The organism is Oscillospiraceae bacterium NTUH-002-81 (genome assembly GCA_032620915.1).
Taxonomy (GTDB): domain Bacteria; phylum Bacillota; class Clostridia; order Lachnospirales; family Lachnospiraceae; genus JAGTTR01.
Window position 1 is genome coordinate 2,506,722 of record CP136052.1, and the last position, 24,195, is coordinate 2,530,916.

Genomic DNA, 24,195 nt, shown 5'->3' on the forward strand with positions numbered 1-24,195 from the left:
ATTTCAAGTAAATTTCCCATTTTTCCTTATTTTAGCCCTTATTTGGATATTTCGTATAACTATGGACTTTTTCTGATTTTTATTTTATTATTTTTTATGAAAAATTATTCGAGGAGAAATTTACCATGATTGTTACCGACTGTCATCTGCACTGTGCTTTTTCCGGCGACAGCGAGGCGCCCATGGAAGATATGGTACGTCGGGGCATCGCGCTTGGCCTGAAAACCATGTGCTTTACCGATCATCTGGACGTGGATTATCCGGACGAGGACGACGATATCTGCTTCGACCTGGATACCGCTTCTTATTATAGAGAATTTCAGCGGATCAAAGCCCTCTATGAAGGCCGGATCGAGCTGCTCTTTGGCGTGGAATTCGGCCTCCAGGAGCATCTGGTGTCCTATTTTGCCGATTATCAGAAAGCCTGGCCCTTTGATTTCATCATCGGTTCCTCCCATCTGCTGGACGGCTTCGACCCCTATTACCAGCACCATATGGAGGGACGCACCGATGCGGAAATCTACGGCAGCTATTTCGATGCCATCCTGTCCAACCTGCGGGCCTTTGACGGCTTTCAGGTGTACGGCCATCTGGACTATATCGTTCGCTACGGCCACGGCGGCGCCTCCTCCTATCACTGCAGCGACTATGCTGACATCATCGATGAGATATTAAGGACTGCCATCGAAAAAGGCATCGGCATCGAGCTGAACACCTCCGGCCTGAAATACGGTCTTGGCTTCGCACATCCGCACACGGACATTCTGAAACGTTACCGGGAACTGGGAGGAGAGATCCTTACCATCGGCTCCGACGCCCATAAGCCGGAGCACATTGCCTGGGATTTTGATGTGGTGCCCGACCTGTTAAAAGCCTGCGGCTTTCGCTACTATAGCTTATTCCGGGGAAGGAAGCCGGATTTTATTCCCCTGTGAAAATGAGATCCATTCTTCCGATATTTTGAAAAGTAATTTGAAAAGTTATCAATTTCCCGTTTTTTGAATAAAAAAACATGCTATAATAAAACAAACAACTTCGGATCACTTTCCTTTGCAGACAATGAAGGGGGGATACTTATGGGCAAGAATTGCAAAACCCTTTCCCTTATGCTTGCGATCGTGACAGTTCTCCTGTCCGGGATCTTCCTGTATCGTTATTATATCCAGCAGGCACTCTACAAAGAAAACTCAGCCCATCTGCTTGCCACTTACACGCAGGTCAACCGGACTTTCACCCTGTTTGCCCAGCGCAACTGGAATGTGTTGTCCGACTGGGATGCAAATCTGCAATACATTACAGATTCCGGAAATATAGAAACCGCATGGCGGGAATTTGCAAACCGCAAAAGCAGCTGGCAGTACAGTGATTTCTATATGTTCAACGAAAACTGTGATTATCTCACAGCCAGTGACCGAAAAGGAACTGCTGACAGTATCCGGAATGTATTTCAAAAAATGTACGCATCCGGACAGGCAGTCATCTCTGATTACACAGCCAGCAACGGAAAGCATAAGGTTGTATTTGCAGTTCCGCTAAGTAAATCATTTACACCGGATAACGTAAGCTATACCGGAGTTGCCGTAAGCTATGATGTCAGTACCGTTGAAAACATGATTTCCGATAATGTATACGGAGATAAGAGCAGCTGCTATCTGGTCAATGCCAGAGGCAGTGTCATCCTTTCCCTGGAGTCCCAGTCCACATTTCTGGCAGGGCAGGATAATCTGTTTACCTATTTAAAAAATAACGCTGTTTTTTCTGAGAATACCTTTGCCGTTATGCAGCGCAATCTTGAGCAAACGACCGAAGGAAGTGCCGCATTTCACAGCAACGGCCATTCCTATTATCTGGTTTATCAGCCCGTCGGCATCAACGACTGGAGTATTATCGGCATTGTACAGGCAGATGCTGTGAATTCTGCTGACCAGCGGATCCTGCGCCTTACGCTGGCAATGATCTCTGCCCTGGCCGTCTGTCTTCTTCTCCTGCTTTTGCGACTTGCCACATTACATACCAGTTTGAAACTGCAGCACCAGAAAGCAATGCATGAAGCACTGAAAAAGCAAAAAGAACAGACCGATCAGCTGTTTTGGGGCATGACGCAGCTTGTAGACCGCTATGCGGTGGTGGATCTGGTCAATGCGCGTTATGAATATCATGAGTACATCCGTGATGAGGATCTGTATTCCCACACCGGAGCCTATCAGGAGCTGATCGATGCAATAACCCGAAAATATGTCATATTATCGGATACGGAAAATATGAAGATAAACCAGCTGTTAGACAAAGACTATCTGCAAAAGGTTCTTCGCAAAGGAAACGGTATCCTGAAAATAGAGTATGGCGGACGCACCGAAAACGTCTATATGATCATGAATGTGGTTGCCGTAGAATGGGACGAAAATGACATTCCGCTAAAGGTCATGATGATCGCACAGGATATTGGCAAACGTCATGAACTTGAGAATCTTGCAAACACCGATGGTCTGACAGGATTATTCAATGAACGGTATTTCAGCCGCGTTCTGCATCAGAAGGAGCAGCAAAAGCTCCCCTTTGTCCTCTACTATCTTGATCTGGATCATTTTAAACCGGTCAATGATACTTACGGACACGACACAGGGGACAAACTGTTAAAAGAGGTTGCAAGACGCCTTCAGGAATGTAGCCGCAATAACGATCTTGCCTTCCGCATCGGAGGCGACGAATTTGCCCTGATCATCAGCGCCAACATGCCGGAGCCTCTTTGCAGGCAAACAAAAGACCGGATCATCCGGTCCCTGGTCTGTCCCTATATCATCGACGACAAGACATTAACGATCGGAGCCAGCTGCGGGTATGCCATCTATCCGCTGGAATCCGAAGACACCAGTAAGATCCGTATCCTTGCCGATCAGCGGATGTATGCGGAAAAGGAACAGAACCATCAGAAAACGGAGTCTCCTGCCCGGTAACGGAGACTCCGTTTTCTGCCTTTATGCTTTTTTCTGTAATAATGCCAGCAGATCTTTTTCCGGAAGCGGTCTGGAAAAATAATAACCCTGAATCATATCAACCCCCCAGCGGCTGATCAGTTCTACCTCTTCTTCTGTTTCCACCCCTTCAGAAACGATATGGTAATTCATTCTATGGAAAGTCCCGACAATACTCTGATAGAACATGGCACGCTTTTCATTGCAGCAAATATCAAAAAGAAGCGACCGGTCAAGCTTGATCGTAGAAAACGGAAGTCTCATAACTGTATTCAGATTCGCATATCCGGAGCCGAAATCATCCAGACAAAGCCGGATACCTGCAGCCGAAAACTCATCCACAACCTTTCTGATGCTTACATTGTATTCTGTCGCGACCGTCTCGGTAATCTCAAACTGGATCCAGTTATGGGGAATTTCAAATGCATCCATCATCTGGATAAAATGGCTGCTGCAATCATTTTTCATCAGATCCAAAGCAGACAGATTAACCTTCACATTCAGGAGCTGATCCATCAGCCACCTGTTCTCGCTTAAAAATCTGCAGACACGGCAGAACTGCAGATCCGTAATCTGTTCGATCATATGATTCTTTTCCGCGATCTGAATAAACACATCCGGTGCAATCCAGCCAAGTTGCGGGTGATGCAGGCGGCTCAGTGCTTCCAGCGTAATAAATTGCTTCTCTCTTGTGGAATATACCGGCTGATAGTAAATTTCAAAAAGATTCTCGGTAATTGCTGTGTGTAAAAACTGCTCTACCTTTTTATTATACAGAAATCCATTCAGTGTCTGACGGTCATCCTGTATCACTTCCGTCACACCGCTTTGAGGTGCCAAAGATTCCAGATATTCCGCATACTCCAGTACAAGGCCGCTGTCCCCCAGTTTTTCCGCATTAATGATACCGCTTAAGATCACAGGCATTGTAATATTCTTCTGTTCCACATCTGCTTTCCTGCTCACATCAAACATCTGTTTCAGCTGTGCAAGATAATACTCATATTCTTCCAGGGAACCGGTCAGCACCAGAAAACGTTTTTCCGGTAATGCGGAACACCTTTTTCCCGCATAATTCCGCAAGTCTTCCGGCCGTCAGCTGTAACATATGATCGCCGCCCTGGATCCCTGTAATTTTATTGATATGTTTCAGCCGGTAAAGATACACAGTAATAATATGGAATGCTTTTCCTCCCGCGATCAGCTCATTGCTTTTTCTGGTTAAATAAAAATGATTGTATACTCCGGTAAGGCTGTCCATATTGGCACGGGGATTGTTGATGGTGATAAACAGAGCCAGTATTCCAAGGCTCAGGCCGAATCCGGTTGTCAGGATCGGGTGATATAACAGCTGAATGACGACTCCTCCACCAGATAATACAAGTATCTCCAGCAGTACTTTAATCTTTCGCGCTCCAAGATCTTTTCTCCAGTGCATCGCAAGCATCATGGCAGCCAGCAAATGGCAGATCGTACTGTAATACATCAGCATATACCACGGCCCCTTTACATAGCCTGCTGATACATCAAAATAAAACAGTTTTCCGGTAAACGGATTGGTCAGCACAATTCCCGCAAGCACAAGCGTTGGAAATCCGGACAGCCACATTTTTTTAAGCGAAACGATTTTATGATCATGCAATGTCCGGATATAACAGATCAGGATAAACGGAAGCAATGCCTGAAGCAGATAAAAAACAGTGGTTGCAAGCGTCGCAGCTATTCCAAAATCACTGTTTTCGGATGTAATATAATAATTGCTGATAAGTTCAGCGACCACATCCATACTTCCCAAAATCGCAAAGAAAAGAAATACCTGATTATTCAGATCCTCTGCTCTTTTCTGTCCCAGAAAATACCACAGAACCAACAACAATATAACCATTGCCGCGATCAGAAAATCTATGTTATAAACCATACCTGTCCTCCACTGATTGTCATATTATTTCATGCAACATCCGGTCTGCCTGTGCCTTCCAGTCACTGACAGACTGAAGGACGCCGTCTTCTTTTCTCAGATAGCTGTATCCAAACCTCAACCGGACACGATATCTGCTTTCCGGCTCTTTTTTTCATTTCATTTTTAACAGATGTTTCCCATTCCTGCGGCTGTATCTGCGGATTGGTTATAATGACTGCAAACTCATTCCCCTCAGTCCGATAACAATCCGCCTCCTGCCCTGCAATATCCCCTGCCGTCCGAAGACAGCGTGCAGTTCGGATAACCGCTTCATCTCCCACCTGCATTCCATAACGATCATTGATGTTTTTCAGTCCTTTCATATCTACAAACAAAAGCAGTGCATTTTCAAGTAATATTGCCTCCTCCTGAATCTCCTCCAGACGGTTTTCAAATGCCTTTCTGTTTTTCAGCCCCGTCATCCGGTCTTCCAAAGACATTCTTTCATAAACAGCCTGTTCCAGACGAAACTGAATATCACCGGATACCTTATTCAGCAATCCTCCAAACAGGATAGCGATGAATAACAGAATTCCAAACCGAAATACAGCATCATACCAGTAAATAGAAAATATCCAATACAGAACAAGCGCGAGCAGGCCACTGATCCCTAACACCCCAAACGCCTTCAGGCACAGTTCCAATTCCTGCTCCCGTTCTCTTCGATATTCCTTCCACAAAAGGAGGAGCATCGCCACCACTCCGGTAAATAGCACAAGATGCGTGATAAACAGCATATGGATAAACGGAATGGCAAATACAACATGAAGGATCCCCTGCAAAATGGCATTTCCATACAACAGAAAAACCCATATTTCAGGAACCCACTGCACGTTTTTTTCTTACCGTGTTTTGTACAAAACGCAGCATGGGAACAGACATGAGCATAAACGCATAAAAGGAAATCAAGGTTCCTGCCGCAGTCTGTCTGCCATACATCTGATACATGCCGGAATCCAGTATACACCAGAAATCACATAAAATCAGAAAATATGCCACATTAAGGAATCGTTTCTCCTCAATCTGGCGGTGCCTGATATACAGATATATGATTACAGAAGCAACCCCCAGTCCCAGCATACCCAACATTATCAGAACAGAAAAGAAAGCCTCCTTCACGTGGTTCCTGATAACAGCAGCGAAGCTTCCGATTATGGGTGCCTGTATGTACAGCTGTCCATTTTTCTTGCCTTCATAGATCAGGCATACCGGCTCCTGCCCGGTCTCTTTCGGCAGGAAAACATCCGCCCAGATTTTTCCCTGCATCTGCAGGTTCTTCTGAAATTCCTGATTTCTGTATTGATAAAGAACCTGATCACCCATACAGATTTCCAGATGATGCTCTACCCCTCTTGTTGAAATAACCATCCCCACATCCAATGCGGAAAGCGTATCGTTATAAAGCATGACTTTTCCATCGGTATCTGCCATAACCGTACCAGGAAGCTGCAAATTGATCCGTTCCCCATCCCGGAGCTGATACCATCCACTTCCAAGGGAATAAACCGCACTTCGCTCATCCATTGTTTCCGGCTGATAAAATGCTTTTGCCAAAAGAGCCAGAAGCACCAGAACAATCATTATGCATATCACTTCTGCTCTTTTCCATTTTCCGCCTTTCTCCATAATGAGTCCCCTTTCTGCGGTATCTTCACTTCTTTTTTCTGTAATCCATCCATATGGTTTTATTCCTTTTTCATCCGGTCGAACCGGCTCTGCAGCTTCTGCTTCCTTGCCGCAGTTGCTGCCGGATCCGGCAGAGCCAGTATGCCGTCCCATACCACAACAGTGCCGTCCTGGGGGCGTGTCTTAAAGCACGTCACCGACAGCTCTATATTTGTGCCATCCTCCTGTTCACAGATTACCCTGTTCCCCTCTGTACGGTCTACAATTAATCGCATATGATCACCTGCCCTCTTCTGTTCTTTTGATATCGGTATCCTTTCATCTGTTTTTTGCATTCTCCCGACATTCGGGAAGCATCAGATCCTTCCCTGCACCTTCGCTTCCTGTAAAGCCGCTGCCAGCTATCTGCCTGCAGAAAAGGTCAGGCTTTTCCCGTCACTTGTGGCAACAATGGTGCCCTGTTCATCCGTGCGGAACACCTGAATGCCTCTCTTTTCAAAGGCTTCCAGCGTCTCCTTATGGGGATGTCCGTAGGAATTGTCTTTTCCGCAGGAGATTACCGCATATGTCGGCTGTACCGCATCCAGCATCTGCCCTGTATTTGAAGTGGAGCTGCCATGATGGGCCGCTTTCCACACGTCTCCCTGCAGGTTTTCACCGGAGGCAAGCATGTCTGCTTCCGCCTCTTTTTCTGCATCACCGGTCATAACGAAGCTGGTATCCCCGTAGACCAGCCGTATCCCCACAGACCAGTTATTCAACTCGTCTTTGTAGTCTTTTCCCTCACAGGGTGCGATAATTGTAAATCCCGCATCTCCCAGAGAATAGTCATCCCCCTGATGCGCCGTTGTCACAGAAAGATCCTTCTCTTCCACGGCATCCAGCACATCCTCAAAAGTCTTCGTTGTATGGATCTTATCCGGCAAAATGACTTCTTTTACATTCAGCTGCCGGATCACATCGTCCAGTCCTCCGATATGATCTTCATGCGGATGGGTTCCGATCACATAATCCAGCGTTTCAATGCCCTGTGAACGAATATAGGATACCACTGACGCTCCTGCCTCATTTGTCCCTGCATCAACCAGCATCGCAGCATCTGCGGTCTGGATCAGAATACTGTCTGCCTGTCCTACATCCAGGAAATGGACCTTCAGCTGTCCGTGCACTGCCGGAACAGAACTCTGTGCGCTGTCTTTGCGCAGGAAATCTGCCACCCCCAGCAACAGCATTATGGCTGCTGTTCCCAGCAACCGGCAAAACCACGCCTGTTTTCTTTGCTTTTGTTTTCTTCTCATTCTCCGTCGATCAGACTTCGTCCCGACCGTTCACTTCCTCCCGTCTAATGCCCACCGCTTTTCCTGTCATGCAAAAGAGCTGATTCTTTTTAAATGACCACACCTAAAAAGCACCAGCTCTTTCCCGCTTTCACCGGACTGACATTCCGGATCGATGATTATTTGTTTGCTTCTACAGACAGCACTTCCCCTTCAAACGGATCCACTTCTGATACGGTTCCTGTATAAGTTACCGTTACAGAATCCCCGACCTGTACTTTATCCAGACCTTCCGGTTTGTCTCCGCTGAACGTGAATGCATAGGAAGCGCCCTGGTCATCTGTCACAACAAACATAAAACTCTTAACCTCATCCAAAGTTCCGCTGATTGTGGATGCAGCTTCTGAACTCTCGGTTGACTCCTGCGCGGCAGTACTTTCCTGCGGTGCCTGGCTGCCATTTTGCTTTGATCCGCAGCCTACCATTGCGGTTGCACTGACTGCCATCACCAATATCATCGTTACAATTTTTTTCTTCATAATCATAGAGCCTCCTTATAGCTACTTTTTATATCTTTCTGTTATTAGACTCTGAATTATGCAAAAAAGTTTCAATTTTTAAAAAAATAATTCCAACTCTGAGATTAAGATATCATATTCCCATTCAAAAATCCAGTTCTTTATCCGTTGGAATAAAGGGTCCTACTATGGTACAATCAAAAGAAAAACAATATGCTTCAAAGGAGGTATTTACGAATGGGAATCAATCCTTTAAAACTGATGCAGCTGAAGGACGCCTGGATGCAGTTTAACCGCCGGCACCCGAAGCTGGCGCCGTTTTTCCGGGCCATCCAGGCCAAAGCGTTAAAAGAAGGCACCGTAATTGAGATGAAGGTGACCACTCCCGAGGGAAAATCTCTCGTCGCCAGCATCCGTTTAACGGAAGCAGACATGGAATTGTTCCGCCAGGCAGCTGATTCTGTAAAAAACAACTAGTTTTTCGTTATTTTTTATAAACAAATCCCGTTTTTTGTATTTCTGTTATGCACTTTTCACTTTTTTGTATATTCTAATCCCCTCTTTGTTCCCGTTAGAATAAAATTATCAACAAACACAGGGGGGGGATTTTATGAAATTTGGGAAATTTGTTGTCAAGTTTCACATACCGATTCTGATCGCTGCGCTGGTGCTTCTCATTCCGTCTGTCATCGGCATGCAGGCTACGCGCATCAACTACGATATGCTCAACTATCTGCCTGACGGCATGGACACGGTCACCGGCCAGGATCTTCTGCTGGAAGATTTTGGCAAGGGTGCTTTTTCTTTTATCATTGTGGAAAACATGCAGGGCAAAGATGTCATTTCGCTGAAGGAAAAGATTGCAGCCGTGCCCCATGCGGAGACCGTACTGTGGTATGACAGCTTTTCAGACCTGTCCATCCCCATGCACATGCTGCCCCAAAAGATTTATGACGCCTTCAATGCTGGGGACAGCACCATGCTGGCCGTCTTTTTCGATACATCCACCTCATCGGACGACACCATGGATGCCATCCGGGAAATCCGCTCCCTCACCGGCGAACACTGCTTTGTCTCCGGCATGTCCGCTCTCGTTACGGATTTAAAAGATCTGTGTGAAAAAGAGGAACCCATCTATGTAGGGCTGGCCGTGATCATGGCCTGCGCCGCCATGGTTCTTTTCCTGGACAACTGGATCATCCCTCTGATCTTTCTGGCCAGCATCGGCATGGCTATCCTGCTGAACATGGGCACAAACTATTTTCTCGGGGAGATCTCCTATCTGACAAAGGCTCTGTCCGCGGTGCTGCAGCTGGCTGTCACGATGGACTATTCGATTTTCCTCTGGCACAGCTACAATGAGCACAAGGAAACCCACGCCGACAAAAAGGAGGCCATGGCAGAAGCAGTCAACGCCACCCTGTCCTCCGTGGTGGGCAGCTCTGTCACCACCGTGGCCGGTTTCATCGCCCTGTGCTTCATGAGCTTTACGCTGGGCAAGGATCTGGGCGTCGTCATGGCAAAAGGCGTCCTGCTGGGCGTGGTGGGCTGCGTCACCACCCTGCCGTCCCTGATCCTGGTGTTTGACCGGGTACTGCAGAAAACAAAGCACCGCTCTCTCATCCCGGACGCCGCCAAGCTGGCCCGGGGCGTGACGAAGCATTTCGCATGGCCGCTGGTGATCTTTGCCGTTTTGCTTGTTCCGGCGCTGTTCGGCTACCGCAAAACCAACGAAGCTGTTTACTATGATCTGGGGGCCAGCCTGCCGGATTACATTCCCTACATCATCGCCAACGACCGGCTGCAGGAAAACTTTACGGTCGGCTCCACGCACATGGTGCTCACCGATTCGTCCATGACGGTAAAGGAAACCCAGGACATGATCCATGAGATGGAAGAGATTCCGGGCGTCAAATATGTGCTGGGCACCGATGCGGTACTGGGTCCCCGGATCCCGCGGCATATGCTGCCGGATAAACTGATGGAAACGCTGGAAAGCGAGCACTGGAAGCTGCTGCTCATCAACTCGGAATACAAGACAGCCAGCGACGAGGTCAATGCCCAGCTGGATGCCATTACCGGCGTGCTGAAGCAGTATGATCCCACAGGTATGCTCATCGGAGAAGCACCCTGCACCAAGGATATGATCGAAGTGACCGACGAAGATTTCCGGGTGGTCAACACCATCTCTATTGCTGCCATTTTCATTATCATTGCCCTGGTAACAAAGAGTATTTCCCTGCCGTTTATTCTTGTGGCAGTCATCGAATTTGCCATCTTCATCAACCTGGGACTGCCTTATTATACCAATACCTCCCTGCCCTTCATCGCGCCGATCTGTATCAGTACGATCCAGCTGGGCGCCACCGTGGACTACGCCATTCTCATGACGACCCGGTATAAGCTGGAGCGAAGCAGCGGGCAGAGCAAAACAGATGCCGTGACCATCGCACTGGCAACATCTATCCCATCCGTTATCGTCAGCGCACTGGGGCTGTTTGCCGCCACCTTCGGCGTAGCCATTTATTCGGACATTGATATCATCAGTTCCCTGTGCAATCTGATGGCCCGGGGCGCCATTGTCAGTATGTTCTGTGTTATCTTTATCCTGCCGTCCCTGTTCATGCTGCTGGATGGCCTGATCATCCACACAAGCATCGGATTCCGCCCGGCCTCCGCCACCAAAAAGGAAGCGGCACAACCGGACGGGGAGCAGCCTGTGGAAGGCATTCCTGTCACCATGACAAAAGCACATCATCTGTAACGCCGGACGGCAAAAGATCAGCTGAGGCTACTGCCCCAGCTGATCTTTGTATTTCTCGTATAATTCCATGGCCGCCTCGCTGTCCTCTGCGGAAAAATTTTCCTGGGCATACTGGATCAGCCCGTCGGTGTCTCCGCTCTCCACATAGCTCTTCACATCCTCCAGCGTCTCCTGGTCCGCGTTATCCGCAATGATCTCCTGCAGCTTCTCCTGGTCTGCCTCATCCATATTGCTGTATACCTGGCCAAGCACCGCCGCTGCATCCCCGGTGGCTGTCCCGTCGGAGGATTCCGCCGCCTGCTGGGAAATCTGCTGCAGCACTGCACCTGCCGCCTTCTTCTTCACCGTTTTACCAAGCTGTCCGCCCCAGACCAATACTGCTGCCAGAATGATCAGCAGTACCACGATCAGGGTAAATACGGCCCGAAGGCCTTTGTGTTTTTTCTTTCTTCTGCCCATTCCCTTATCATTCCCTCCTTTTCGGATTCTCTCATTCTAGCACAGAGCTTCCTTTCCCACAACTATCCTGTTCCTTACGATTTCATAAATTTTATCCATTCATTTCTTCTGTTGCTTTTTCGTTTTTATTTATATTTTTCCTGTCTCCCCTATCCCCCCCCCGATATTTTTATTGTTTTTCGACAAATTTCATCTTGTATTTTTATATTTTTTTGGTAATATATAATTAAGAATCAAAGGGAGGCGAATTTATGACAACTGAGCACCTGACCGTGCATCATTTTTTTCAGGCCTGTCTCACTGAGCGCAGCGCAGAACATACACTCGCTCTGACAGATCCTTCCATTTCTGTTATGGGTATCAGCAAAGATACCGCAATACTGGACAGAAACGGGTTCCAGAAAATGCTGGAGCATGAATTTGCCATTCACCCGGAACCGGTTACCTTCCGAATCCATAACTGGAATCAACAGCTCCTGGTTCCCGGCTTGTGGAACTGCTTTTTTATTATAGATATGGCGGCATACAGCAAAGAAAACATCCCGACTGTCATCTCTTCTCTGCCAGTCAGCATCACACTGCGACAGCAGGGAAAGGATTATCGCATATGCAGCATTCATGCCTCCATACCGTCGGACGAGCTGCCGACCATCTCAATCCCGCAGGACATCGCCTCACTGGAAGCTTCCTCCCAGAAGGATATCATCGGTCTGCTCTGCCAGCTCATGCCCGGCGGCATCATCGGTGTCTACCTGAAGAACGGTTTCCCGCTCTATATGGCCAACGATACCGTCCTGTCCTGGCTGGGCTACAGCTACCAGGAATTTCTCGACTGCACCGGCGGCTATGTGGAACGGGTCATCCACCCGGCTGACAGAAATAAGGTATCCGATGCCATTTCCCGGCAGCTGGGCCACAGTTCCTGCTATGAGCTGGACTACCGGCTGCTCAGGAAGGATGGGGACTGTCTGTGGGTCAACGATGTGGGGCGCAAGATCACACTGGACAATGGGAAAAGCATTCTGATCAGTGTCCTCATCGACACATCCAAGGATGTGCGGGATAAGAATATCCTCATGGAGCGCTCTGTCCGGGACGATCTGACCGGTCTGTACAACCGCAGAGGCGGCCAGCAGCTGATCTCCATGCGGCTGCAGGAATTTTCCAGGGCCCGGACAGATGCCCCTTATCTTTTCCTCATTATGGACATCGACAATTTCAAAGCCCTCAATGACATTTACGGTCACCACGAGGGCGATCGGATGCTGCAGTTTGTAGCCAAGCTTTTGCTGAAAACATTCCGCACCTCCGACATTGTGTTCCGTCTGGGCGGTGATGAGTTCATCATCTTCCTGCCCCACTGCCCGGATTCCGGCCCCATCTATTCCAAGATCACCCGGGTCTGCCGGGAATACCGGGAACAGGTCTGCCGGGAGTATCCCCGCAGCCAGTCGTCCCTCTCTCTGGGCGGCATCCAGAGCGGGCGCACATTTTCCTTCGAGCACCTGTATCAGGCTGCGGATAAGGTATTATATGAGGTAAAAAATACCACCAAAGACGCCTTTCATGTCATCACACTTTAAAAAAAGAGGAACCTCCCGTCAGGGAACTGGTTCCTCTTTTTCTGATCTCAGATTCTTTTTTAACCACGCGTTTACGCTGCAGCTTTTGTTTTCTTGGCATCGCCATACTGAATGACGCACACTGCACCCACCAGCACGAGGCCGATAATGTCTGTGATACTTCCCGGAATGAGCAGGGTCAGTCCACCGGCGATACACATGATCCGCTCGATGACTTTCATATTTCGGAAGATGTAACCTCCCAGTCCTGCGGCCATACCGAACATACCGATCAGGGCGGTGATGGTGATCATCACTACCTCATACCACTGGGCATCGATGAAGAGCATCTTCGGATTCAGTGCAAAAATATACGGTACGATGAAGGCACCGATGGCAAGCCTTGTGGCATTGAGCGCCGTCCGCATCGGCGGTGCTTTCGCGATGGCAGAACCCGCATAGGCAGCCAGGGCTACCGGCGGCGTGATATCTGCCACGATACCGAAATAGAATACGAAGAAATGCGCTGCCAGCATGGGGATACCGATCTCCTCATTCATAAGGATCGGCGCACAGGTTGCTGCCATGATACAGTAGTTTGCCGTGGTGGGCACGCCCATACCAAGCACGATACAGCAGATCATCGTCAGGAACAGTGCCACAATGGCTCTTCCGCCGGAAGCGGATACGATGGCACGCAGCAGCTTGGACGCCAGACCTGTGGAGGTGATACAGCCAGCCACAATACCGGCCATGGCGCAGGCAGCGGCTACCGTAATGGTTCCCTTTCCGCCGGCCTCCAGTGCATCGATACATTTTGTAAAATTGATGCGGTTATCCGCATTGATGATACCAACCGCAATGGTGACGAGAATGGCAATGGCTGCCGCACTCTGCATCGTTCTCGTTCCGTTGGATACGAGCACCACCAGAACGATCAGCGGCAGCAGCAGATAAATCTTCTTCACCAGCACGCTGAACTTGGGCAGCTCGTCACGGCTTAAGCCCCGAAGGCCCAGCTTCTTGGCTTCCAGATGCACTGCGATATAAATACCGAGGAAATACAGCACTGCCGGAAGGATGGCCAGAAGAGCGATCTTGGCATAAGGCACACCGGTGTACTCTGCCATCAGGAAGGCTGCGGCACCCATGATGGGCGGCATGATCTGTCCGCCTGTGGAGGCTGCCGCCTCAACGGCACCGGCAAACTCGCCCTTGTATCCGGTCTTCTTCATCATCGGGATCGTCACAGAACCGGTGGTTACCGTATTACCTACGGAAGAACCGGACACCATACCACACAGGGCAGAAGAAATAACCGCCACCTTGGCCGGGCCGCCTGCGGATGCACCAGCTACCGTGTTGGCCAGATCGATGAAGAAGTTGGCGATTCCCGTCCGCTCCAGGAACGCACCGAAAATAATAAATACAACAATGTACTTCTGACACACATTGACCGGCGTGTTCATCAGACCGTTGGTCGTGTAGAACAGGTCATAAATAACTTTACCAAAACGAACATTGGCAAAGGTGTAGATCAGCAGAAGGCCAACCACACACAGGATTGGCACGCCCACACTCCGGCGGCACAGCTCCACCAGCGCCAGAATGCCGATGATGGCGATCGTCAGCATAAACGGATCCTTGGAGAGCTGGTTATAGCTCTTTAACAGGATATCCTGTGCATTGAAAGCAAAATAGAAGAACGGGAATGCCCCCACCACCATGATGATCACATCATACCAGGGAACGCTGTTTGGCTTCACATGATTCTTGCGCATCGGGAAATTCAGATAACCGATGATAATGATCAGGCCGAGGAACAACGTCAGCCGTTTCTCCGGAAGACTCTTGTCAAACAGGGTCAGATACAGGCAGAACAGGGAAAATCCGGCCATGAGCCAGCGGATCACCTGTCTGGGAATGCCCTCCCATACACGGACATTGGATTCCCGGTCATATTTCTTCATGACCGCTTCCACATCCTCCATGGTTCCCGTGGAGGTATCATGTACCTCTTCCGCCGCAGACACATGGCCTGCAGCATCGTTGTCAGCTTTCTTATGTAAAAAACTCATAAGCAGTCTCTCCTTTCCGAACGATAGTAAATGAGCGCCGCAGCGCCCATCCGCTCCGGAGCGATTCGTGGATACAGAAAAATCATGTATCACGAATAAATAAAACCAAAATAAGAAAAGAAGGGGGCCGGTGTCCAGTCCCCCTCTTTATTCACATCAGTGTCACAGAAGGATTTCCGTATCCGGAATTATTTTGTCGGAACCTCAAAGCCCTTCTCCTGGAAATATTTGGCAGCGCCCGGATGATACGGTACTGCGGTTACAGAAGCTGCGAACTCAGGATCCAGTTCACTCTTCTTGTCATGTCCCAGGGTATCAATGCTGTCAAAAATACCGGAAACAACATTGTAAATGTCATCCTCAGCCACATCATCTCTTGCAATGATCACAGCGCCTACTGCAACAGTCGTTGCGTCTTCCTTCATATTATAAGCATCTGCCGGAATCACGTTCTTGCTGTAGTAAGGAGAGGTCTCGATCAGCTTCTCGATGTGCGCGTCATCCAGCTGAACAAGATATACGTCACGGGTAGCAGCCAGGGAAGTTACAGCGGTGGTCGGTGCACCTGCGGTGATGAATGCTGCATCGATCTTGCCGTCCTGCAGAGAATCTACACTGTCACCAAAGGACTGGTAAGTAGGATTGATGTCATCGATGGTCAGGTCATAAGCGCCAAGCATATCTACTGCGTTGAAATAAACACCGGAACCGGAGTCACCAACAGATACGTTCTTGCCCTTCAGGTCAGCAACGGACTTGATCTCGGGATCCAGTGTGACAATCTGTACCTGCTCCATGTAAAGTGCTGCAACGGTAGAGAAGTTGTCTACCTTTGCGCCCTCAAACAGGTTTGTTCCCTGATATGCATAAGACATAACGTCAGACTGTACGAAACCTAACTGTGCATCACCGGCATCCATAGCCTCGATGTTGGCCTTGGAACCCTTACCTACGATAGCAGTTACTGTGGTGTCTGTCAGGTCACTGATCTGTCCTGCCAATACGCTTCCGAATCCATAATAGGTTCCCTGGTCTCCGCCTGTTGTGAAGATCAGCTCCCCACCGGAACTCTTGGATTCATCGGATGTGCTTTCCCCTGTGCTGCTGCCGCCGTCAGAACTGCCGCCGCATGCGGCCAGAGAAGCTGCCATTACAACTGTCAGTAAAACTGCTGTCAGTTTCTTCCATTTTTTCATAAATAATACCTCTCCTTTACTCTCTTTTTCTCTATTTGTGCACAAATGCACTCCATCACTCTATTATAATAGAAAATGAAGCGCACCACAAGTATAAATTTGTTAATACCAGGGGCAAAAAGTCTAAATCCACATGAGCTTGCTCATATGTGGATGAAAGACCTTTTGCCCCGCCCCGATATGAGCATAAAAGTGGGATGTACATCCCACGATATGCGAATATCCGGCAGAATTGTGAGAGTGCGAAGCACGGAACAATTCGTTGGTATTATATGATAAAATCAAGTAAAACTTCAGCCCGGACAGTCATTCGTCCAGGCTGATCACAGATTTATTCTTTTTCCCCGCCGATGATGGTGCCGCCGCCCAGCACATAGCCGTCCTGGTAGATGACCAGCGCCTGTCCCGGTGCCGCTGCCCGCACCGGTTCTTTGAAGGTACAGCGGATGGTGTCCGCATCCTCCATCTCCACGGTACACACATCGCCCCGGTGGTTGTAGCGGATCTTGGCAAAGGCCTCCACCGGCCCGTCAATGCCCGGCTGGGCCATAAAGTTCACATGGTTGGCCCGCACGACCCGACCAAACAGATCCTCGGATTCCCCGATGACCACCTCGTTGGTGTCCGGGCGGATCTCGGTGACGAACACCGGATGGCCCATGGAAAGGTTCAGGCCCTTGCGCTGCCCGATGGTATAGTGGATGATGCCCCGGTGGGTACCCAGGATGTGCCCCTCCCGATCCACAAAATTGCCAGGCTGGCACGGACATCCCGTGCTGCGCTCGATGAAACCGGCGTAATCGTTGTCCGGCACAAAACAGATCTCCTGGCTGTCCGGCTTGTGGGCCACCCGAATACCGGTCTCCTCCGCCATGGCGCGAATCTGATCCTTCGTATAATCGCCCACCGGCATCAGCGTGTGCTTCAGCTGCCCCTGGGTCAGATTATACAGGGCGTAGGTCTGATCCTTGGCAGCCGTCACCGACTGGCGCACCGCCATACGGCCGTTTGGCAGCTGCTCGATCCGGGCATAGTGGCCTGTGGCAATGTAATCCGCCCCGATATCCAGACTGCGCTTTAAGAGCGCCTCCCATTTCACATACCGGTTGCAGGCGATGCACGGATTGGGTGTTCTGCCGCTTACATATTCCGCGGTAAAATAGTCCATGACTTTTTCACGGAATACATCTTTAAAGTTCATCACGTAATAGGGAATGTCCAGCTGCGCCGCCACTCTTCTGGCATCGTCCACCGCGGACAGGCCGCAGCAGCCGCCATTTTCTTCCATGACCGCTTCCTCTTCGTCCTGCCAGATCTGCATCGTCACGCCGATGACCTCATATCCCTGCTGCTTCAGCAGCCAGGCTGCCACGGAGGAATCCACGCCTCCGGACATCCCGACAACGACCTTTTTCGCCATGAATTAATATTCCTCTTCTTCCTCATGCTCGCTGATGTCAGCAACCGGCTTGTCCAGTCCCTCGATCACGATGTTGTGCTTCTGCGCATAATCCCACAGTGCGGCATGGATTGCCTCCTCTGCCAGAAGAGAGCAGTGCACCTTGACCGGCGGAAGGCCATCCAGCGCCTCCATAACTGCCTTGTTCGTTACCTGCAGCGCCTCCTGGATGGATTTGCCCTTTACAAGCTCGGTTGCCATACTGCTGGTTGCCACAGCAGCGCCGCAGCCGAACGTTTTAAACTTACATTCCTGGATGATGCCGTTGTCATCAATATCCAGGTACATTCTCATGATATCTCCGCATTTTGCGTTGCCCACGGTACCCACGCCGCTGGCGTTCTCTATTTCTCCCACATTTCTGGGATGCTGAAAATGGTCCATTACTTTCTCGCTGTACATATGCTATCTCCTCCGGTTTAAACCTGTTTTTTTACAAAATCCTCGTATAACGGGGACATACTTCTTAATTTCTGTACGATCTCTTTCAGACAGTCTACAACATAGTCCATATCTTCCTTGGTGATCTCCTCGTTGAGGGTCAGACGCAGGGAACCATGGGCGATCTCATGGGGCAGGCCGATGGCCATCAGCACATGGGAGGGATCCAGGGAACCTGAGGTACAGGCTGATCCGCTGGAGCCGCAGATTCCCTTCATATCCAGCATGATCAGCAGGGATTCTCCTTCGATGAACTGGAAGCTGAAGTTGGCGTTGTTGGGCAGACGGTCTGTCTTATGGCCGTTCAGTCTTGTGTACGGGATCTCTGCCAGTACCCGGCCGATCAGGTAATCGCGAAGCTCTGCCTCTTTGGCGGTACGCTCTGCCATATTGGCAAATGCACGCTCTACTGCCTTGCCGTAGCCGACGATGCCCGGCACGTTCTCTGTTCCTGCCCGGCGTTTACGCTCCTGTGCGCCGCCATGAATGAAGGAACGGATCTTCACACCCTTGCGGATGTACAGGAAACCGATGCCCTTGGGGCCGTTTAACTTGTGGCCGCTGGAGCTTAACATATCAATGTGGCATTCGTCTACATTGATGGGCAGCTGGCCGTATGCCTGTACGGCATCGGTGTGGAATAAAATGCCGTGCTCATGGGCGATCTCACCGATCTCCCTGATGGGCTGGATGGTGCCGATCTCGTTGTTGGCATACATGACAGAAATCAGGATCGTGGTCGGGCGGATGGCTTTCTTTAACTCATCCAGCTTTACCACGCCGTTCTCATCCACATCCAGGTAAGTTACCTCGAAACCTCTCTTCTCCAGATATTCGCCGGTATGCAGGATGGCATGATGCTCGATCTTTGTGGTGATGATGTGATTTCCCTTGCCGGCATAAGCCTCTGCGGTTGCTTTCAGCGCCCAGTTGTCGGACTCGCTGCCGCCTGCGGTAAAGTAGATCTCGTCAGCCTTGGCTCCCAGAGAAGCTGCGATGGTCTCACGGCTCTTGGCAATGGCTTCTTTGGAATGCGAAGAGAACTCGTATACGCTTGAAGGATTGCCGTAATACTCCGTAAAATACGGAAGCATTGCCTCCACAACCTCCGGGGCGGTCTTTGTTGTCGCCGCATTGTCCAGATAAATCAGTTTTTTCATAATGTGTTCGCTCCTTACTGGCACCTTCCCTGTGCCCCATATTGTTCAATGACTTTCTTATTTTCTTTTACCAGCTGATCCAGCATGATCTCATCCACCGTGCGGTTGATGCTGTCATTGATGCGCTTCCAGACGTACTTCGTCACGCAGATGTCCATCGTATCACATCCGCCGTCGCCGTCCAGCCCCGGACAGGCCACCGCATCCAGACTGCCCTCCAGCGCGCGCAGCACATCCCCTACGGAAATCTGCCCGGCATCCTTCGCCAGACGGTATCCGCCGGACGCGCCTCTGGTGCTCACCACCAGCCCCGCCTTCTTGAGCTTTGCCAACAGCTGTTCCAGATAACTCTCCGAAATATTCTGCCGGTCTGCAATACTCTGTATGGATACTGCTCCCGCATCCTGATACACAGCAAGATCCAGAATTGCACGAAGCCCGTATCTTCCTTTTGTCGAAAGCTTCATTTCGTCATCCCTTCTGTCAATTCCGACTGTTTTACTCGGATTTCCAGTAGTAGAATATCATCCACGGCCAGTTCTGTCAAGGTGATTTTCCTCATATATATGAAAAAAGTTTCGTTTTCAGGAGTTTTGGCACGATATGCAAGCTTCTTTTCCATCCAGCTCCCATCCGGTCATCCGGGGCGCTTTTTTCCTCACTGCCGCCGGGATGCTCACCCGCGTCATGGGGTTCTTCTATAGAATATTCCTCTCCCGGTCCATCGGTGCAGAACAGGTGGGCATTTATCAGATGATTTTTCCGGTGTACGGTGTCCTGTGCGCCGCGTCCTCCTCCGGCATCCAGACAGCCATCTCCCGGCTCACCGCTGCAGAAGCGTCCCGTGGAGCAGACACCAGATTCCTGCGCTGCGGCCTTTTCACTGCCCTGCTTCTGGCTTCTCTTGGAAGTGCGGGGCTTCTGGCCTTCGCCGATCCCCTTGCAGAAACACTGCTGGGAGAGCCCCGGTGTGCACCGCTTCTGCGGGCGCTGGCCTTCTGCGTTCCCTTAAGCAGCATCCACGCCTGCATCAGCGGCTTTTATTATGGGCTCATGCGGGCCGCCGTACCGTCCCTGTCCCTGCTGGCGGAACAGAGTGCCCGGATGCTGTTTATTTTCATGGCCTGGAAAATCAGCCTGCAGGAGGGGATTGCGCTGCCGCTGTCCGCCACCGTGTGGGCGCTGGGGACCGGAGAGCTGGCTGCGGTGCTCTTCTGTGTCACGGCAATGGGGATGAAGACGCCACAAGGAAACCATTCTGATGTCCGATCCGTTCCGGCATTCAGCCACCGTCGTACTTCCCGGTTGCAGGGCCGCTTAAAGCGGAAAGTGCGGACTGTGCAGGATTCCACAGACTGTTCCGCGCCCGGGTTCCGCTCTTATTCTTTACCCGGCACCCTCTCTGTTATGCCCAAACTACTGGTGCTGGCGCTCCCGCTGACCGCCAACCGGCTGTTCATCAGCTTTTTAGCCGCCGGGGAAGCTGCCCTGCTGCCCGCCAGACTGCAATCTTACGGCCACTCCGCGCCCACCGCCCTGATCCTCTACGGTGTCCTTACAGGAATGGCCATGCCCCTGATCCTGTTTCCCACGGCCATCACCAATGCCGTGTCTGTCCTGCTGCTGCCGGCGGTGGCCCGCACCCTGTCCGATGCCAATCCCCGAAAGCTGACCCACACCATCGCCACCGCCATCCAGTACTGCCTGGTGCTGGGCATCTTTTTCTTCGGCGTTTTCTTTCTGTACGGGAATGTTCTGGGAACGGTGTTGTACAAAAACGCCCTGGCCGGAGATTTTCTGCGCACGCTGTCCTTCATCTGTCCGTTCCTGTATCTGAACGCCTCCCTGTCCAGCATCCTGGCCGGGCTGGGGCGCACTGTGACACTGTTCTGGCACAACACGATAAGCCTTCTGCTGCGGCTGTCCTTCGTCCATTTCCTCGTCCCCCGCTATGGCATGCAGGCCTATTTCTGGGGGCTTCTGGCAAGTCTCCTCTGCCAGACCCTGTGCAGCCTTTTCGTATTATATCCGTATCTGGGCTTTTCCTTTCCTGCCGTCCGGTGGATCGTGTTGCCCTCAGGTTTTCTTGTTCTGGCCGCAGGCGCAGGCTTTTTCGCCGCGCCTTTTCTCAACGCCTGGCTGTCCGGTTTTCCGCTGTTTCTGCTGGCCGGAAAAATTGGCGTGACGGCTGTTTTTTATTTCCTGCTCGTTTTTCTTTATCAGGTTCTGCCGTTCCATCATCATGCCCGCCCCGTTCATACCCGGTAATCCATTTTTCAATACACACCGATTTCATCGCAGTCGGATTTACACGGGATATTCCGGGACATCGTTTTTTGTCGACAAGGCAAAAAAAATAGTATATAATAGGTTCCCGAAAGGAGATTGAACCATGGGATTCGAATTCATCAAGAAGCTTCCTACCCCGGCAGAGATCAAACAGCAGTACCCCGTGCCGGAAAAGGTTGCACAGATAAAAAAAGAACGGGACAAACAGATTCAGGACGTATTTACCGGGAATTCCGATAAGTTTCTTGTCATTATCGGCCCCTGCTCCGCAGACAACGAGGAGTCCGTCTGCGACTATATCCGCCGCCTGATCCCCGTACAGGAAAAGGTCAAGGACAAGCTGATCATCATCCCGAGAATTTATACAAACAAACCGCGTACCACCGGTGACGGCTACAAGGGACTGGTACACCAGCCCGACCCGGAGAAGAAGCCAGACCTGCTGGCCGGTCTTATCGCCATGCGCCATCTGCACATCCGTGCCGTGGAGGAAAGCGGCCTGACGGCTGCCGATGAGATGCTTTACCCGGAAAACTGGCAGTATCTGTCGGACATCCTCTCCTACGTGGCCATCGGCGCCCGCTCCGTGGAGGATCAGCAGCACCGTCTCACCGTCAGCGGCTTTGATATCCCCGCCGGTATGAAGAACCCTACCAGCGGTGATCTGTCCGTCATGCTGAACTCCGTCCATGCAGCACAGGGCCACCACACCTTCATTTACCGCGGCTGGGAGGTGAAGACTGCCGGCAACCCGCTGGCACACGTGGTGCTGCGCGGTGCGGTGAACAAGCACGGCTCCTGCATCCCCAACTACCACTACGAGGATCTGCAGCTGCTCATGAACATGTACCGGGAAAAGGATCTGCAGAATCCGGCTGTCATCGTGGATGCCAACCACTCCAATTCCAACAAGAAATACGAGCAGCAGATCCGTATCGTCAAGGAAGTGCTGCACAGCCGCCGTCTGGATCCGGACATTCATCAGCTGGTGAAGGGCGTCATGATCGAGAGCTACATCGTGCCCGGCTGCCAGAAGGTAGGCGAGGGCGTGTACGGCAAGTCCATCACCGACCCGTGCCTGGGCTGGGAGGAATCCGAACAACTCATTTACGAGATCGCCGATCTGTGCTAAAATTTACGGTTAAAAGCTTATGACAAAAGGTGCAATCCCATCGCTGGGACTGCACCTTTTTCACATTCGCCGGAAGCAATCTGTCTATGCATTAGTTCATGTCGTATTCCTGCAATAACTGATCCCGAAATGCCGGATCATCCAGAGCACGCTGCAGATCGTCAATGCGCTGATCCGCCAGAAGACGTTTCGTCAGTTCGTTCTTCTGTTCCGCTGCTTCTGCTCTTTTCTTCTCTTGCTCCGCAATTTGTCGTTCTCTCTCTGCATTTTTTCGTTCCTGCTCTGCAATTTTCCGTTCTCGTTCCGCACTTTCCTGCGTGTCTTTGCGCCCCTGTTCACGGCCCTCCTCATACATCATCTGATCATGCTCAAACCATTTCATATATCGTAATGAAACCTCCCCGTCCCGCTTGACCTGATCCACCATCTGCTGGATGTCTCTCAGATCTTCATTGATCGCATTGTTCTGGTTCGTGTTCTCCATGTAGCTGAGAAGCTGACGCAAACTTTCCGAAATGTTTCCTTTTTTACCCCGGGTGTACAGCACCCAGGTCTCCGCATCGTCTTCATATGGCATTGTCGGTTCTTCCAGGCATCTGTTTTTGATCGTGTATAACGCCCGGTCATAGCCGAAGGGATCATAATCACAGATAAAGATCACATACACCTTTTTCATTTTGCCAAAATGCTCTCCGGCTTTCAGGCTTCTTCTGTCGATCATCGCATGATAAAACCTGGCTCGCTTCGGAAATGCTTTGATCTCCGCCGCTTTATGGTTATGATCCGGTTCCACATCGTAGACCGCTGGAATTTCCTCTCCATTGATCTGCACGCTTCCGTCCTCCTCAATATAGACGTCCAGCCTTGCGCCGCGAAGATCCGTATTCACTCCCACAAACGACTCCTGCGCACGGATTTTCAGATGCGGAAATTTCCGATCAAACAGCGTCTCCAACAATTTCCGGATAAACGCTTCTCCTGTATCCGGATACGCCAGCATGGCGTTAAAAAGGAAATCATCCAACAGGTTCAATTCTTCCAGTTTTCTTCTTTGCATTCGCATGTTCCTCCTACTGATGGCAGAGAAGAATAGAAGATGCACCGTCAAAGCTGCTGCATGCCCGCTCCCACTCTCTCCGCCATATTTTTTGTTTTCGCATATGGGGATTGAGTGACCGAACGGCCAAGAACTTTCCCAGATATGTAATTACAGTGTAGCAAACACCTGTTTTTCTGTCAATGTGCAAACTGCCAAAATCACCAAAGTTCAAAAAAGACCCTGCCCGCCGCCATACAGCCTGA

At 50.4% G+C, this 24,195-nt stretch carries 23 protein-coding genes; 7 read left to right on the forward strand and 16 right to left on the reverse strand.

The features are described 5' to 3' along the window. The first annotated feature begins 125 nt into the window (after positions 1 to 125). Entirely contained in the window at positions 126 to 935 is an 810-nt protein-coding gene (locus tag RJD28_12380) for a histidinol-phosphatase HisJ family protein (protein WNV57082.1), read from the forward strand. 141 nt (positions 936 to 1,076) lie between these two features. After that, the gene (locus RJD28_12385) at positions 1,077 to 2,954 is read left to right on the forward strand and encodes a sensor domain-containing diguanylate cyclase (protein WNV57083.1); all 1,878 of its coding nucleotides are present in this window, start codon (positions 1,077 to 1,079) and stop codon (positions 2,952 to 2,954) included. A 21-nt stretch (positions 2,955 to 2,975) separates the two neighbouring features. Here RJD28_12385 and RJD28_12390 read toward each other — a convergent pair whose 3' ends face one another. From RJD28_12390 to RJD28_12420, 7 genes are all read right to left on the reverse strand, one after another. Beyond that, positions 2,976 to 4,001, reverse strand: coding sequence for an EAL domain-containing protein (locus RJD28_12390; protein WNV57084.1), 1,026 nt, complete (start codon positions 3,999 to 4,001; stop codon positions 2,976 to 2,978). Beyond that, positions 3,973 to 4,890 carry a diguanylate cyclase gene (locus RJD28_12395; protein ID WNV57085.1) on the reverse strand — a complete coding sequence of 306 codons (918 nt, stop codon included), beginning with the start codon at positions 4,888 to 4,890 and terminating at the stop codon, positions 3,973 to 3,975. The genes RJD28_12390 and RJD28_12395 overlap by 29 nt, the downstream gene beginning before the upstream one ends. A 62-nt stretch (positions 4,891 to 4,952) precedes the next feature. Next, complete coding sequence (locus tag RJD28_12400) at positions 4,953 to 5,714, reverse strand: diguanylate cyclase (protein WNV57086.1); 762 nt, start codon at positions 5,712 to 5,714, stop codon at positions 4,953 to 4,955. A gap of 34 nt (positions 5,715 to 5,748) precedes the next feature. Continuing rightward, a complete protein-coding gene (locus RJD28_12405; protein WNV57087.1) occupies positions 5,749 to 6,513 on the reverse strand; it encodes a hypothetical protein in 765 nt (254 codons plus the stop codon). A 104-nt stretch (positions 6,514 to 6,617) separates the two neighbouring features. Then, entirely contained in the window at positions 6,618 to 6,833 is a 216-nt protein-coding gene (locus RJD28_12410; protein ID WNV57088.1) for a DUF3006 domain-containing protein, read from the reverse strand. Between the two features lie 126 nt (positions 6,834 to 6,959). Then, positions 6,960 to 7,856 carry a ComEC/Rec2 family competence protein gene (locus RJD28_12415; GenBank protein ID WNV57089.1) on the reverse strand — a complete coding sequence of 299 codons (897 nt, stop codon included), beginning with the start codon at positions 7,854 to 7,856 and terminating at the stop codon, positions 6,960 to 6,962. A gap of 158 nt (positions 7,857 to 8,014) precedes the next feature. Then, the gene (locus RJD28_12420; protein ID WNV57090.1) at positions 8,015 to 8,374 is read right to left on the reverse strand and encodes a hypothetical protein; all 360 of its coding nucleotides are present in this window, start codon (positions 8,372 to 8,374) and stop codon (positions 8,015 to 8,017) included. Positions 8,375 to 8,590: 216 nt separating this feature from the next. On the opposite strand from RJD28_12420, the gene RJD28_12425 reads away from it, so the two are divergent. Both RJD28_12425 and RJD28_12430 read left to right on the forward strand, forming a co-directional pair. After that, a complete protein-coding gene (locus RJD28_12425) occupies positions 8,591 to 8,830 on the forward strand; it encodes a hypothetical protein (GenBank protein WNV57091.1) in 240 nt (79 codons plus the stop codon). A 133-nt stretch (positions 8,831 to 8,963) separates the two neighbouring features. Then, on the forward strand, positions 8,964 to 11,117 hold the full coding sequence (locus tag RJD28_12430; protein ID WNV57092.1) for an MMPL family transporter: 2,154 nt from the start codon (positions 8,964 to 8,966) through the stop codon (positions 11,115 to 11,117). Between the two features lie 27 nt (positions 11,118 to 11,144). Here the strand turns inward: RJD28_12430 and RJD28_12435 are convergent, their stop codons facing one another. Then, the gene (locus RJD28_12435) at positions 11,145 to 11,576 is read right to left on the reverse strand and encodes a hypothetical protein (GenBank protein ID WNV57093.1); all 432 of its coding nucleotides are present in this window, start codon (positions 11,574 to 11,576) and stop codon (positions 11,145 to 11,147) included. Between the two features lie 251 nt (positions 11,577 to 11,827). On the opposite strand from RJD28_12435, the gene RJD28_12440 reads away from it, so the two are divergent. After that, on the forward strand, positions 11,828 to 13,159 hold the full coding sequence (locus tag RJD28_12440; protein ID WNV57094.1) for a sensor domain-containing diguanylate cyclase: 1,332 nt from the start codon (positions 11,828 to 11,830) through the stop codon (positions 13,157 to 13,159). A gap of 71 nt (positions 13,160 to 13,230) precedes the next feature. Here the strand turns inward: RJD28_12440 and RJD28_12445 are convergent, their stop codons facing one another. From RJD28_12445 to RJD28_12475, 7 genes are all read right to left on the reverse strand, one after another. After that, on the reverse strand, positions 13,231 to 15,129 hold the full coding sequence (locus tag RJD28_12445; protein WNV59619.1) for a TRAP transporter permease: 1,899 nt from the start codon (positions 15,127 to 15,129) through the stop codon (positions 13,231 to 13,233). Positions 15,130 to 15,404: 275 nt separating this feature from the next. Beyond that, positions 15,405 to 16,412, reverse strand: coding sequence for a TAXI family TRAP transporter solute-binding subunit (locus RJD28_12450; protein WNV57095.1), 1,008 nt, complete (start codon positions 16,410 to 16,412; stop codon positions 15,405 to 15,407). A gap of 331 nt (positions 16,413 to 16,743) precedes the next feature. Continuing rightward, entirely contained in the window at positions 16,744 to 17,832 is a 1,089-nt protein-coding gene (mnmA, locus tag RJD28_12455; GenBank protein ID WNV57096.1) for a tRNA 2-thiouridine(34) synthase MnmA, read from the reverse strand. Positions 17,833 to 17,835: 3 nt separating this feature from the next. Beyond that, positions 17,836 to 18,273 carry a Fe-S cluster assembly scaffold protein NifU gene (nifU, locus tag RJD28_12460; GenBank protein ID WNV57097.1) on the reverse strand — a complete coding sequence of 146 codons (438 nt, stop codon included), beginning with the start codon at positions 18,271 to 18,273 and terminating at the stop codon, positions 17,836 to 17,838. Between the two features lie 17 nt (positions 18,274 to 18,290). Beyond that, positions 18,291 to 19,472, reverse strand: coding sequence for a cysteine desulfurase NifS (nifS, locus tag RJD28_12465; GenBank protein WNV57098.1), 1,182 nt, complete (start codon positions 19,470 to 19,472; stop codon positions 18,291 to 18,293). 14 nt (positions 19,473 to 19,486) lie between these two features. Then, the gene (locus tag RJD28_12470) at positions 19,487 to 19,939 is read right to left on the reverse strand and encodes an Rrf2 family transcriptional regulator (protein ID WNV57099.1); all 453 of its coding nucleotides are present in this window, start codon (positions 19,937 to 19,939) and stop codon (positions 19,487 to 19,489) included. Beyond that, the gene (locus RJD28_12475) at positions 19,936 to 20,094 is read right to left on the reverse strand and encodes a hypothetical protein (protein WNV57100.1); all 159 of its coding nucleotides are present in this window, start codon (positions 20,092 to 20,094) and stop codon (positions 19,936 to 19,938) included. The genes RJD28_12470 and RJD28_12475 overlap by 4 nt, the downstream gene beginning before the upstream one ends. Here RJD28_12475 and RJD28_12480 point away from each other — a divergent pair. Together RJD28_12480 and RJD28_12485 are read left to right on the forward strand one after the other, a co-directional pair. Next, entirely contained in the window at positions 20,076 to 21,740 is a 1,665-nt protein-coding gene (locus RJD28_12480) for a polysaccharide biosynthesis protein (protein ID WNV57101.1), read from the forward strand. The genes RJD28_12475 and RJD28_12480 overlap by 19 nt on opposite strands. Positions 21,741 to 21,864: 124 nt before the next feature. Beyond that, positions 21,865 to 22,893: a 3-deoxy-7-phosphoheptulonate synthase gene (locus RJD28_12485; protein WNV57102.1), complete on the forward strand. Its 1,029-nt coding sequence runs from the start codon at positions 21,865 to 21,867 to the stop codon at positions 22,891 to 22,893. Positions 22,894 to 22,984: 91 nt separating this feature from the next. Here RJD28_12485 and RJD28_12490 read toward each other — a convergent pair whose 3' ends face one another. Further along, positions 22,985 to 23,950: an Rpn family recombination-promoting nuclease/putative transposase gene (locus RJD28_12490; protein ID WNV57103.1), complete on the reverse strand. Its 966-nt coding sequence runs from the start codon at positions 23,948 to 23,950 to the stop codon at positions 22,985 to 22,987. Positions 23,951 to 24,195 lie beyond the last annotated feature (245 nt).

Bases quoted from the DNA above. Each gene is read 5' to 3' on its own strand.
- RJD28_12420 (WNV57090.1), bottom strand. From the start codon at position 8,374: ATGAAGAAAAAAATTGTAACGATGATATTGGTGATGGCAGTCAGTGCA.
- RJD28_12445 (WNV59619.1), bottom strand. From the start codon at position 15,129: ATGGAGGATGTGGAAGCGGTCATGAAGAAATATGACCGGGAATCCAAT.
- nifS (WNV57098.1), bottom strand. From the start codon at position 19,472: ATGAAAAAACTGATTTATCTGGACAATGCGGCGACAACAAAGACCGCC.
- RJD28_12490 (WNV57103.1), bottom strand. From the start codon at position 23,950: ATGCAAAGAAGAAAACTGGAAGAATTGAACCTGTTGGATGATTTCCTT.
- RJD28_12425 (WNV57091.1), top strand. From the start codon at position 8,591: ATGGGAATCAATCCTTTAAAACTGATGCAGCTGAAGGACGCCTGGATG.
- RJD28_12480 (WNV57101.1), top strand. From the start codon at position 20,076: ATGCAAGCTTCTTTTCCATCCAGCTCCCATCCGGTCATCCGGGGCGCT.
- RJD28_12385 (WNV57083.1), top strand. From the start codon at position 1,077: ATGGGCAAGAATTGCAAAACCCTTTCCCTTATGCTTGCGATCGTGACA.
- RJD28_12470 (WNV57099.1), bottom strand. From the start codon at position 19,939: ATGAAGCTTTCGACAAAAGGAAGATACGGGCTTCGTGCAATTCTGGAT.
- RJD28_12410 (WNV57088.1), bottom strand. From the start codon at position 6,833: ATGCGATTAATTGTAGACCGTACAGAGGGGAACAGGGTAATCTGTGAA.
- RJD28_12430 (WNV57092.1), top strand. From the start codon at position 8,964: ATGAAATTTGGGAAATTTGTTGTCAAGTTTCACATACCGATTCTGATC.
- RJD28_12475 (WNV57100.1), bottom strand. From the start codon at position 20,094: ATGGAAAAGAAGCTTGCATATCGTGCCAAAACTCCTGAAAACGAAACT.
- mnmA (WNV57096.1), bottom strand. From the start codon at position 17,832: ATGGCGAAAAAGGTCGTTGTCGGGATGTCCGGAGGCGTGGATTCCTCC.
- RJD28_12485 (WNV57102.1), top strand. From the start codon at position 21,865: ATGGGATTCGAATTCATCAAGAAGCTTCCTACCCCGGCAGAGATCAAA.
- RJD28_12380 (WNV57082.1), top strand. From the start codon at position 126: ATGATTGTTACCGACTGTCATCTGCACTGTGCTTTTTCCGGCGACAGC.
- RJD28_12435 (WNV57093.1), bottom strand. From the start codon at position 11,576: ATGGGCAGAAGAAAGAAAAAACACAAAGGCCTTCGGGCCGTATTTACC.
- RJD28_12450 (WNV57095.1), bottom strand. From the start codon at position 16,412: ATGAAAAAATGGAAGAAACTGACAGCAGTTTTACTGACAGTTGTAATG.
- nifU (WNV57097.1), bottom strand. From the start codon at position 18,273: ATGTACAGCGAGAAAGTAATGGACCATTTTCAGCATCCCAGAAATGTG.
- RJD28_12440 (WNV57094.1), top strand. From the start codon at position 11,828: ATGACAACTGAGCACCTGACCGTGCATCATTTTTTTCAGGCCTGTCTC.
- RJD28_12405 (WNV57087.1), bottom strand. From the start codon at position 6,513: ATGATTGTTCTGGTGCTTCTGGCTCTTTTGGCAAAAGCATTTTATCAG.
- RJD28_12395 (WNV57085.1), bottom strand. From the start codon at position 4,890: ATGGTTTATAACATAGATTTTCTGATCGCGGCAATGGTTATATTGTTG.
- RJD28_12415 (WNV57089.1), bottom strand. From the start codon at position 7,856: ATGAGAAGAAAACAAAAGCAAAGAAAACAGGCGTGGTTTTGCCGGTTG.